The 11,670-nt window shown below is 46.4% G+C and carries 7 protein-coding genes; 5 read left to right on the top strand and 2 right to left on the bottom strand.

The window, feature by feature from the left end; translation table 11 throughout:
* Positions 1-398 precede the first annotated feature (398 nt).
* Positions 399-812 carry a hypothetical protein gene (locus tag LBQ00_08195; protein ID MDR2018826.1) on the bottom strand — a complete coding sequence of 138 codons (414 nt, stop codon included), beginning with the start codon at positions 810-812 and terminating at the stop codon, positions 399-401.
* Between the two features lie 533 nt (positions 813-1,345).
* Here LBQ00_08195 and LBQ00_08190 point away from each other — a divergent pair.
* From LBQ00_08190 to LBQ00_08170, 5 genes are all read left to right on the top strand, one after another.
* Complete coding sequence (locus tag LBQ00_08190; protein MDR2018825.1) at positions 1,346-2,629, top strand: acetyl-CoA C-acetyltransferase; 1,284 nt, start codon at positions 1,346-1,348, stop codon at positions 2,627-2,629.
* Between the two features lie 3 nt (positions 2,630-2,632).
* Positions 2,633-3,415, top strand: coding sequence for an enoyl-CoA hydratase/isomerase family protein (locus tag LBQ00_08185; GenBank protein ID MDR2018824.1), 783 nt, complete (start codon positions 2,633-2,635; stop codon positions 3,413-3,415).
* A 20-nt stretch (positions 3,416-3,435) separates the two neighbouring features.
* The gene (locus LBQ00_08180; protein ID MDR2018823.1) at positions 3,436-4,233 is read left to right on the top strand and encodes an electron transfer flavoprotein subunit beta/FixA family protein; all 798 of its coding nucleotides are present in this window, start codon (positions 3,436-3,438) and stop codon (positions 4,231-4,233) included.
* A gap of 17 nt (positions 4,234-4,250) precedes the next feature.
* Positions 4,251-5,237, top strand: a complete 987-nt coding sequence (locus tag LBQ00_08175; protein ID MDR2018822.1) for an electron transfer flavoprotein subunit alpha/FixB family protein — start codon at positions 4,251-4,253, stop codon at positions 5,235-5,237.
* A 98-nt stretch (positions 5,238-5,335) separates the two neighbouring features.
* Positions 5,336-9,556, top strand: coding sequence for a hypothetical protein (locus tag LBQ00_08170; protein MDR2018821.1), 4,221 nt, complete (start codon positions 5,336-5,338; stop codon positions 9,554-9,556).
* Between the two features lie 68 nt (positions 9,557-9,624).
* On the opposite strand, the gene LBQ00_08165 is transcribed toward LBQ00_08170, so the two are convergent.
* The gene (locus LBQ00_08165) at positions 9,625-10,902 is read right to left on the bottom strand and encodes a glyceraldehyde-3-phosphate dehydrogenase (protein ID MDR2018820.1); all 1,278 of its coding nucleotides are present in this window, start codon (positions 10,900-10,902) and stop codon (positions 9,625-9,627) included.
* Between the last annotated feature and the right edge of the window lie 768 nt (positions 10,903-11,670).

Here is an 11,670-nt window from a genome sequence, read left to right as displayed (position 1 = left end):
CTATTTTATTATTTCTCTACGCACTACCTGAGTTGTCCTGGCGTGAGCATGTAATACATGTCCCATAGTTTTTCCCTTCTTAAGTAAGGTATGGTGTATATGCCGTTGCTTATAAGGGGGGGGTAAAGGGGTAGATTGTACTACAACTATCTTAATGCTTCAACGATAAGACTGAACATGGTTACGCCCTCCGCCTTCTCAAGCGTAGTGCGGCAATATGCTTTTTTGGTGTCGCATTTCAGCAAGTTCGAACCGACCCGACTCGTATGTCTCAAGGCCGAAGGAATGCAAACCTCACCCTCTTTACGGTCTTAGATCGTATACGCCACTCAACTCATTTATGGCATCAAGCCACCTCGAAAGCCGGTAAGTTTCGTCGCAAGCTCCCGTTACTGTCTCTATTTTTTCGTCCGGACTTCCTTACACGTATTGTCGAGAAACCACTCCTCCGGCGTATCACCCCATATGGTCATCCAGTCCTGGACTCTACTGAATGTCTCGACTTCTTCATTCCATTGTGCCACCTGCATTTGCACTGAGCGATATTTCTGTTTGTAACAGTCTATTTCATCTAGAGACATAATTGTCTTTTGCGCCGCCCGCACCGGGAATTCTCTCTTCCTCCATAGTTTTATGATACCGCCTGAAGGGAATGTAATGCTCTCTTTATCGTAGTAATATGTCAGGCCGCGCCCGTCCTTCATATACTCCTGCCACTTATGATCAACCTCCTCCGCCCCCACGGCAACTAGACCCAGTATCGGGACAACACAAAGAGTCACAATGAAAAATATGGTTATTCTTCGGTTCATCCGTAAACCCCCTTTCGACTAAATTTACATTTTAACAGACTTGCATAAAAAGTAAACATTTGCACACCTTTTTCCTCAAAAACCCTTGTTGATCCAACAAATGTAAAGTGTACCTCTTGTCAGGGACAATTTTCAGATAGTAAAAGTTAATCTGAGAATTTCATGGTATACTGGTAACGCTTTACCGAAATGGATACATCATACGCCTTTTGATGTATCCATGATGCCCGCCTTTGAGGATTTAATAAATTTACGCTGTCCATATTACAGAGACGTTACGCATCTTTACCTTTTGCAGGTGTCCATTTTTCTGGGTACAGTTTAATGCTATCAGGAACCTGGTCTATCTCCGAAGAACTTCTTTAGTATCCCACGGGAAGAACCACGTGGAACTCGCCCGACTCAAAGACCCCTATTTGGTGCCTTACCATATAAGGGGACTGCTCACCTAAATATGTGAAAATTCATTGACAAATTCACTAATTTACGATAGAAACATTGTGACATTTTTCTCAATTTGAAAGGAGATGACCATGAAAGAGGCAGTAATAGTATCATGCGCAAGAACAGCTATTGGTAGCTTTGGTGCATCACTGAAGGATGTTCCCGTTGTCAAACTCGGTGGGCTTGCTATTAATGAGGCAATCAAAAGGGCAGGCATACGTCCTTCAAAGAACAAGGATAAAGACGTCGCGCCCGACATTTTTGGTGGCAAAACCGATACGGAACTTGAGGCAAAGTATTATAACTTCGACAGCAGTTTTAAAGAAGTCGAGATTGATGAAGTAATCATGGGTAACGTCCTCCAGGGGGGCTTGGGGCAAAATTCAGCCAGGCAGGCTTCCATATTCGGCGGCGTACCAAAAGAGACAAATGCTTACACGATAAACAAAGTCTGTTCTTCAGGCCTGAAAGCCATCATCAACGGAGTTCAGACCATAGCGGCTGGCGATAACGAGGTCGTCGTGGCAGGCGGCATGGAAAACATGAGCCAAGCACCTTTTACAGTGCCCTCCGCCCGATGGGGAGCTCGTATGTTCGACACCAAGATGGTGGACCTTATGGTCCTTGATGGCGTTTGGGAAATTTTCTACGGTTACCATATGGGCGTAACTGCGGAAAATATTGCGGAGAAATTCGGTATATCAAGAGAAGAGCAGGACATGTTCGGCCTCTTGAGCCATCAGAGGGCGATGAAGGCAATAAAAGAAGGTCTTTTCAAACCAGAAATCATTCCTGTTGTAATGCCCCAGAAAAAGGGAGATCCAATCGTATTCGACACAGATGAGAGACCGATGGATACAACGATGGAAAAAATGGGCAAGCTGGCCACTGCGTTCAAGAAAAACGGAACCGTTACTGCTGGCAACGCGTCAGGCTTGAATGATGCAGCCGCTGCCGTGGTTTTGATGTCAAGAGACAAGGCCAATGCACTTGGAATTAAACCCATGGGCAAAATCATCTCCTACGCAGGTGGCGGCTTAGACCCAGCATACATGGGGCTCGGCCCGGTACCCGCCATCAGAAAAGCATTGAAAAAAGTAAACATGACCCTTGATCAGATTGATCTTATCGAACTTAACGAAGCCTTTGCTTCCCAATCACTCGCTTGTATAAAAGAATTGAATGTCAATACGGATAAATGCAACATGTTCGGCGGAGGAATCTCGCTTGGTCACCCAATCGGCTGCACCGGTGCAAGGCTCGTCACGACGGCACTCTATCAGATGAAGAGACTCGGGCTCAAGTATGGTCTTGTTTCAATGTGTATCGGTGGCGGACAGGGACTCGCGGCAATTCTCGAGAGCGAGGCATAGTATATGGAGTACAAAAACTTACTCGTTGAAATCAATGACGGTATAGGGATTGTAAAAATCAACAGGCCGAAAGCACTAAACTCACTCAATTCCGAAACGCTTGTTGAGATTAAAGATGTGGCCGAGAAACTCAATAATAACCCTGCCGTGCGTGTGGTCATTATGACGGGCGAAGGCACCAAGGCTTTTATTGCAGGGGCCGATATACTTGAAATGAAGGATCTGAGCGCCCTTGAGGGCATGACTTTCTCGCAAAGGGGTCATGATGCCCTTGGCTCCTTGGAGAATATGAGGAAACCTGTTATCGCGGCAGTTAACGGATACGCCCTCGGCGGAGGGTTCGAAGTAGCTCTCGCATGTGACATTATTTATGCTTCCGAGAAAGCAAAAGTCGGCTTTCCGGAGACCACTCTCGGCATTTTTCCCGGTTTCGGCGGGACTCAGAGAACAGCAAAACTGGCAGGTCTGGCAAAAGCGAAGGAACTGATATTTTCCGGCAGAACAATCAGCGCCCAGGAAGCGTATGGGATGGGACTCATCAACAAAGTGGTCGCTGCAGACCAGCTTATGGATGAAGTAATGAAACTTGCCGGTCAGATCAAGGCCAACAGTCCATCCTCAATTTCCCTCGCAAAAGAATGTATCAGCAAGAGCCTTTACCTGGGGATGGAAGAAGCCCTGTTACTGGAAGCCAAGGATTTCGGGCTCTGTTTTGCCACGAAGGACCAGAAAGAAGGAATGACGGCATTTGTAGAAAAAAGAAAACCCACGTTTACGGGTCAATAAAAACCACTAAGGAGGACACTGTGAAAATAGTAGCATGTATAAAACAGGTTCCCGACACCGAAGCAGAGGTGAAATGGGATGTTCCAAAGGGTATCCTGAATAGAGAAGCAATGGATTCAGTTACCAATCCCTTCGACGAATTCGCGCTAGAGGAAGCTTTACTCACAAAAGAAAACTACGACGGCGAAATCGTCGCGATTACTATGGGTCCCGATAAGTCTGCCGATGTACTAAGAAACGCCCTTGCCCTGACTGTAGATTCAGTCTACCAGCTTACCGATCCCGCATTTGCAGGTTCGGATACGTTTGCTACCGCGAGCGTTATTGCCGCTGCCGTAAAGAAAATCGGCGATGTGGATGTGGTGTTTTGCGGAAAGCAGTCGACGGACGGTAATACGGGCGTTGTAGGGTCACAGATCGCTTCCATCCTTGGTTTTACCCAGTTGACATACGTATCCAAGATTCGATCAATTGACGCCGGCGCCAAAAAAATGGTAGTAGAAAGAGCCATAGAGGGCGGCACCGAAGTTGTTGAGGCCAAAATGCCTGCAGTGATATCGGTCATCAAGGGTATCAACGAACCACGTCTGCCCAACCTCATGGGTATCAGAAAGGCTGCCAAAATCCCCATTCCCCAGTGGTCAGCTGATGATCTCGGGATAGACAAGGCCAAAGTAGGCACCGCCGGTTCCTGCACGAAAGTCGTGGGGATCGTCGTACCTCCTCCGAGAGGAGCAGGCGAGGTTCTTAAAGGCGAGGTTGAAGAAGTCACAACTGCCCTCGTCGATAAACTAATAGACTTGAAAGTCATAAAATAACGGCAGGAGGAACGACAATGGCTAACGATGTATGGGTATATATAGAGCATAAGCACGAAGATATTTCCCCCATGTCCTTTGAGCTCCTGGGGATTGGTAAGACACTGGCGGATGGTCTCGGAGCGGGTCTCTGCGCTTTTATGGTAGGCGAGAATGTTAATGCCATCGCGGAAGAAGCATTTAAGTATGGTGCGTCAAAAGTGTATGCAGTTGACGGAGCCGTTTTCAAAGGATTCAGACCAGACGCCTATTCAAAGGCGGCTGCTTTCCTTCTTGACAAACACAAACCGAGCATAGCACTGTTCAGAGCAACAAGTCAGGGATCCGATGTATCAGCAGCCACGTCTGCATTACTTCAGAGCGGTATCTGCACAGACACCATCGATCTTGCCATTGACGGAGGAAAACTCCAGATGACAAGGGCTGCATTCGGCGGCAGCTACACCATTACTGTAGTCAATGAAAAAGACTCAACTCAGATCGCCACAGTGAGACCGAAGGCTTTCGCCATGCCCGAGAAAGATGCATCAAAGAGCGGTGAACTGATCAAAGAAGACTTTGCAGTGGCAGAAGATGATCTAAGAACAAAAGTGCTCGAATTCGTCAAGGCAGAAACCCAGGTCAACCTGGTAGAAGCCGATATCATCATAGCGGGCGGCAGAGGCGTTGGAAAACCAGAAGGATTTACAACCCTCAAAGAGCTTGCCGATATATTGGGCGGAGCAGTCGGCGCCTCCCGTGCGGCTGTCGATTCAGATTGGATACCTTACGAACACCAGGTAGGGCAAACTGGCAAAACAGTGAAGCCTAAAATTTACATCGCGTGCGGCATTTCGGGCGCAATCCAGCACCTCGCAGGTATGAGGACATCAGATTGCATAGTGGCAATCAATAAAGATATTGACGCCCCGATCTTCAAAGCCGCCACATACGGTATTGTGGCCGACTACAATGCGATCGTGCCCAAACTGATTGTAAAATTTAAGAGCAAACTAAACAAGTAATTGCAAAACTGTAAAAAAAAAAAAGGGGGTGCAGATCTGCACCCCCTTTTTTTTGTTTACAGTTTTAGTGTAAATATCATGTAGTGAAGAGGTAAATTATGGACGAACAGATGAAAACCTTCAAATCTTCGGCCCTTCAAGTGAACTTAGAGAGAACTGCAGCCAAAGTGGAAATTCCCGACAAATTTGAACCTCTTCTCCGGACTATTGAAAGCCGTTACGGAATTTTCAAGCGCACAAGCAACCTGCTCCTTGAGCTAAACCACCCATATGCAAATTGGGAATATGTCCTCAAGGAGCTTAGGACTCTCTCGATAGGAAGCTTTTATGAAATCAATGCGCACCCTGAGGGCTTGAGAGCTCTCATGCTCCTTCTGGATATATATTTCGATGTAATCCGTCATGCTTCCGATGAAGGCGTCAAAGAAACGGGTATACGCTACCTCTTTGACTATATGGTCGCTATCGTAAATAAGAGCCGCGAGTTATTTACTCGGAACGTGTCCCTCTTAGCCTCTTTCTCTGAGTCCCTTGGAGTAATGTACGAAACTCATAGTCCGGTTTTCAGAAAAAGTTCAACGTATATGAAGACCCTCGTGAGGGCTATCACTGCGGCGGACTTGGACTTATCTGCAACAGCCTCTATTGAGACACTCTTTTATTGCCTTTTAAAAGAAACTTATCTTTTCTGGATGTCTCAGCCGGACCCGGCCGGCTGGTTCAATCAGGACCACATAAATGATGAGGGATTCCGGGTCTTCAATAATCTCATAACCCCTCTCAGCCACAAGAACCTGCGAGCCTTGCTTATGCAACTGGAAGACATCCACAATGCTGCCTCTTCTGTCGCTCCCGGACTGGTTTCGTACCTTTCCATGCCTGACAACGCTCAGATCGCGAACGGCTACTTCGTGATCGCTGATGACCTTGAACGATCCGAAGCATTCTCGGGCCGACAACATATCGTAAAACTCGACTTTCTCTTTAATATGATGAATATGCCCGGCCTTTCGGACATGCACAACAATCTCCTCCAAGAAATAAACCGCTGTCTCCACTTGGTATTTAAAGAGGAGAACGATGAAAATCTGGCCTATTTCTTAAGGAAGGTCTTTTCCTTGCTCAAAGGCAGCGCACTCCCTCAGTACAGGGGCGCAGTCATAGATTGCATCACCACTCTGGCCAAGGAAGTATTCGACTACAAAAAACACCCCCTTGTGGATGCAATGATTGAGGAGTTGATTCTCTTCGGATTTCAGTATCCCGAAATCAGCGGTTCAACTGCAGATTGGCAGATAAAGGTAAATCCAGCACATATAATGAATATACGTTCATGGCTTTCCATTATTGCATTGCGCCCTCGTTGGGCAAAAAAGCTTCTGTCCGCCTTGATAATCAATCTGAAAGTGGGCGGCGTCTTTGTGAGAGACATAGACCTCCTGCAAAAAGATATTTCTAGACTCCTCAATTCCGATATACAGCCCGCCTACAATCTTGTCAAGCAATTATTGAGAATTTTTCCCATCTATTTCACGGAAATAGGTGCGGAAGGAGAGCTGAGAGAAACGTCCGCCAGAGTTGACGAGCTTTCTCAAAGGAATGACAAACTCGTCTATTTCCTCCGCAAGCAATCCCATGTGGAAAGCAACAGTCTCCTTGTGACTTTTGTTGAGGATATTTTCCGCTTCTGGTTTTCTGGTGAAAAGAAGTTCATTGAGGCCCATCTACCACCGGAGGTTTTCGAACAGATTCCGAATAGCGGCGAGTATTTTGATGGTCTTCATGCCATCTTCAACACCCTCTTCCCGAAAGTTCACAATGAACCTGAGGGGTTTCTCAACTGGGACATACAGAGAACACAAAGAGAGTTGCAACACATAAAAGGTGTGGGAGAGCGAGACAGGGAGCGAACGGTCATAATTATCAGATTCTATCAGCTTCTCTATAAAAAATATAATTTTCTTCACATCGACCTCCTGAAAGACTTGGAGGTAACAGGCATCTTCAGCCTAAAAAAAATCCATTCTCTCCGGAGACATATACTCAAGAAGAATTATTACCAGAGTCTGACGATTATCCTGAATTTTCTATCGATACTCAAGGAACGGATATCATCACCGAAGAAGACGGTCTATTTCGAAAACATTTACCACAAGAGACATATCGCCGAAGGCATCCCGTCCATGTACGGCACCTATCAAGAAGAAAAATTCGAAGCCGTGGGCCTCTCCTTTCGCCTGGAAAATTATGCCACGACGCTGTTTGAGGAACTGATGCGATCGCTTAATCTCAAGTTCATTACAAAGAGCACGCTTATGAAGATCCACAAATACCTGTGGCTCTATGTCAAGGCGCTGGAACTGGAGGGCATCGCCACCGAAGGTCTGGTATCGAAGATGAAATACATAACCTCTGCACTTCAACTCCAACAATTCTCCGTAGACCAGTATGTCGATATCTTTCAGTTTATCTCGAAAGGTATTCACGACATAATCAAGGACTACTATATCGACGCCCACAGTTTGAATCTGCCCGTCATTATACGGCAAAACCGGGACTTTCCTGCAACATCAGAGGCTGAGCAGGACTGTCAAGCCGGTCTGCATCAGCAGGCCGTACACCAAATTTCAGAGAACTTTTTCCGCTCCAGCATAGCCTCATCCTTCGGCTTACAAGTGCTCGACAACCTGGTAAACGCAATCATCAGGACTCTGAATGCCGAACTCGACAAGTTCAAAGACAGTAAACAAATTCTCAACCTCGTGATGACATATACACCAGAGCTGACCATCTCCCCCATTTATAAGAAAAACCGTCAGACAGATAACCAAATCCTTATAGGAAATAAAGGGTATTTCCTCAAGAAACTAGCTGCGCTCAATTTTCCTGTCCCCCAAGGCTTTATTCTTACTACCCAGGTCTTTAGGAGCTATGAGGCTGTGCTCGGCTACAAATACATCTTTAACGATATGGCCCATAGGATCAATAACGAGATAAAAAAACTCGAGAAGGCAGTGGGGAAAAAGTACGGGGACCCGGACAACCCGCTGCTTCTTTCGGTGAGAAGCGGGGCCACCATTTCTCTGCCCGGAATGATGCATTCCTTTTTGAATGTGGGAATAAATGAGGCCATTGCCGAGGGACTCAGCAAGAAAAAAGGATTCGAATGGGCTGCCTGGGACTGTTACAGACGGTTCCTGCAAACGTGGGGTATGTTTCAAAATCTTGACCGGAATTTCTTTGACAGGATTATCAACGACTTCAAGTTCAAGTACAACATCGACAGGAAAATCCAATTCAACCTGGAGCAGATGAGACAGATCGCTCTTTCTTACAAACAGGCAATGAGCAAAAGAGGGATAGAGGTTTCGGATGATCCGGCCGAGCAGCTCAAACAGGCAATCCTTCAGGTCTTTGCGTCATGGTACTCCGACCAGGCGAACATTTACCGCCATGAAATGCACATCTCAAACGAGTGGGGCACGGCAGTCATTGTACAGGCAATGGTATTCGGCAACCTGAATGAGAATTCCGGGTCAGGGGTAATCTTTACCAGAAACCCCAAAGGGTCGTCACCCGAAGTGGCGCTATATGGAGATTTTATTTTCGGCGTTCAGGGAGATGACATTGTATCGGGGCTTGTGGAGACGTATCCTATATCGGAGCATCAAAGGATCACAGAACGAAGGATTTCCCACATATCACTTGAAAAGAGATTCCCTGAAATTTACCACGAACTTGTGACGCTGGCCGACATTATCATCTACGAAAAAGGTTTTCACCATCAGGAAATAGAGTTTACTTTCGAGACACCGACGAAAGAAGGTCTCCATATATTACAAACCAGGGATATGACGCAGTCGGAGACAAAGCGGCAAATGATCTTCAAGGATACCCCGGTCCTCCAGACCTCACTCCTGGGTGCAGGCATAGGGGTGAGCGGCGGCGCCCTGTCTGGCAGAGCCGTCTATTCTGAAGACGAGATCAACTATTATAGGGAAAGAGAGCCCGAAACCAAACTCATCCTGATACGTCCAGATACTGTCTCGGAAGACGTTGGCATTCTCTTGCAGGTCGATGGTCTCCTCACCGCGAAAGGCGGAGGTACGTCCCACGCAGCGGTTACAATCCCTCAACTTAATAAGGTGGGTGTTGTGGGATTCGGCAAGCTAAGAGTCTATGAAACGGAGGGCTACAGTCTTATAGACGATTTTACGATCAGAGGTGGCGACTTCGTAAGTATTGACGGTTGGAGCGGCTCTGTTTACCTGGGAAAACACGAAAGCAAATCTGAAGAACCTTTCAAAATAACGCTATAAATGTCATCCGGGCCCTTAAGCAGGATCGCAAGGGCCCGGATATTTCTGTTGTTGGCTGTAAGTTTTACCTATGAAAGCTGCTTATGAGTATGAACTGTCAGGTCTCCCATCCTGTTTGTGTAGCTTCCGTATTCATTATCATACCATCCGAAAATCTTTGCGTGAACAACGGGCACTCTGATCGGCTCACTCTTCAGCGCCTGTACCGCCGTCTCTGGGAGGTTCGGCACCTGAGAGAGGTCAATCGACATAAAGGCTGTACGACTGTGGTTGAACTGCCCCTCAATCACTATGGCCGCATTCACACCGATGAGGTCCGTAGAAACATTTTGCTCTTCCGTGTAACGCACCAGACGCTCAGGGTCGCTCTCAGCAACCTTTTTGTAAAGACCATTGATACTCTTCGTCGTTATGGACGGCGCACTTCCGTCTTTGTTCATGCGAGGCTGGAACGTGGCATTCAGCACTATAAGCGATTCCGTGCTTGTGGGGACCCTGATGGAGTCAGCCATGAATCCGATCTCTTTGACCTCGGGAATTACCTGAGATAATGCGTCTGCCGCGTTGGTCGACGTAAGAATAATATTATTGAGAATGCTTCTGTTCTTCCGCAGGTCCTTTTCTCCCGCTTTAGGCACGGTATCCAGCACATTCTGGGTGTTGGTGACCGCATGGACTGTGGACATGGAAGCGGTAAGGATCATGCTCGTATCTTTATTTTCAAGCAATGGCTTCACCATGTGCGCAAGTCCCGTCGTTGTGCACGAAGCCGCCGATATAAGTCTGTGTTTTTTGTGGTCAAAGGCATGATGGTTGATCCCGTATATCAGCGTGATAGCATCATCGGGCATCTTCAGAGCCTTATTTTTGATCTTGAAGGCCGAGGAATTTATCACAACTTTCGCTCCTCCTGCCAGATGTCCCTTGATGGAACCCTTTTCTCCATCGAACGGGGCAGTCGGATCTCCGAACTTACCTGTACATTCGGCAACAACTTCAACTCCGTAGTCGCGCCATGGAATATCTTTTGGATTTCTTGCCTCGCGGAGCACGGTAACTGGTATCCCATCTATCATAAGCTTGCCTTTGCTCTCATCGACTATCTCAATAAGTCTCTCCGCCCTTATGCCATAAAGAAATGTGTGGAGCAGCCCATATGTGGCATCCTTCTCAATAGTCTGGACCAGGGCCGACATCTCCTTCCCCACTTCGCGTCCCACATTCACTATGATTTCTTTGAAATATTTTCTGCCCACATGATGCCACAGCGTCAATTTCCCGATTCTTCCCAGTCCATTGATTCCGAGGACAGCCGGTCTATTTTCAAACACCTCTACCTTACTCATTGCTACCTCCTATTTAAAATTATCTCCCATATCAATCCAAGGCTCAACCGCAATACTCGACTACGGAATGCCTGTTTACTGCACTATATAAAGAATTAAGTATCGGCAAATAATTCCACTTGCGTAGATAAACTATCTGAAACGTCTCCTTCTTTTTCGGCCTCAATACCATGATGTATACATTCTTGCTGCTACCGCATACGTCCCTTACAGCAATTAGCGATTTGTAATTTGAACATGGGAAGCGTCGGTTATCCATTTGTATCGCTTGGCGTCCGGGTACTGACCGTTCTTTACTGACTTTTCGCTTCCGCATTGTCTACATTTCATAATGTCACAACCCTTTGATAATTTTATATCATAATATCATCTATATTAACATTCTATTATCAACATTATTCTTTGTTTTAATTGGCAAACAATCGCAAAAACTTTACCTGCTTTCAGTTATGATGTACTGAAAATAGGCAAAGTTTTTACGGAACTGAACGTTAATGGCATATCAATCCCCGTTTTTTCTTTCTCAATCTCTGCTTGTCCTTAAAACCCTCCCTCCTCAGTCACATCCTCGCCCATCGGATGATCACATAGTTAATTAAGCGGGTAAAGACACAGACTTGTTTCTTTGTGATTATGGGACTAAACAGTATATCGGTTGAGAGAGTGCTGGTACAATTTTCAGGAAGGCGATAGGCGAATCTAATAATCAATGTTTTAGCCCAAGAAAGCGCTTTGCATCTTGTTTTACGCAATGGTGAAAGGTTCTTA

It is taken from the genome of Syntrophobacterales bacterium, assembly GCA_031274925.1.
Lineage (GTDB): Bacteria > Desulfobacterota > Syntrophorhabdia > Syntrophorhabdales > Syntrophorhabdaceae > PNOM01.
Note: the sequence above shows the minus strand (reverse complement) of the source record. Positions and strands in the feature narration are given on the sequence as shown.

What these genes read in the sequence shown, in the direction of transcription:
- LBQ00_08165 (MDR2018820.1), bottom strand. Translation starts at nt 10,902, where the DNA reads ATGAGTAAGGTAGAGGTGTTTGAAAATAGACCGGCTGTCCTCGGAATC.
- LBQ00_08185 (MDR2018824.1), top strand. Translation starts at nt 2,633, where the DNA reads ATGGAGTACAAAAACTTACTCGTTGAAATCAATGACGGTATAGGGATT.
- LBQ00_08195 (MDR2018826.1), bottom strand. Translation starts at nt 812, where the DNA reads ATGAACCGAAGAATAACCATATTTTTCATTGTGACTCTTTGTGTTGTC.
- LBQ00_08190 (MDR2018825.1), top strand. Translation starts at nt 1,346, where the DNA reads ATGAAAGAGGCAGTAATAGTATCATGCGCAAGAACAGCTATTGGTAGC.
- LBQ00_08170 (MDR2018821.1), top strand. Translation starts at nt 5,336, where the DNA reads ATGGACGAACAGATGAAAACCTTCAAATCTTCGGCCCTTCAAGTGAAC.
- LBQ00_08175 (MDR2018822.1), top strand. Translation starts at nt 4,251, where the DNA reads ATGGCTAACGATGTATGGGTATATATAGAGCATAAGCACGAAGATATT.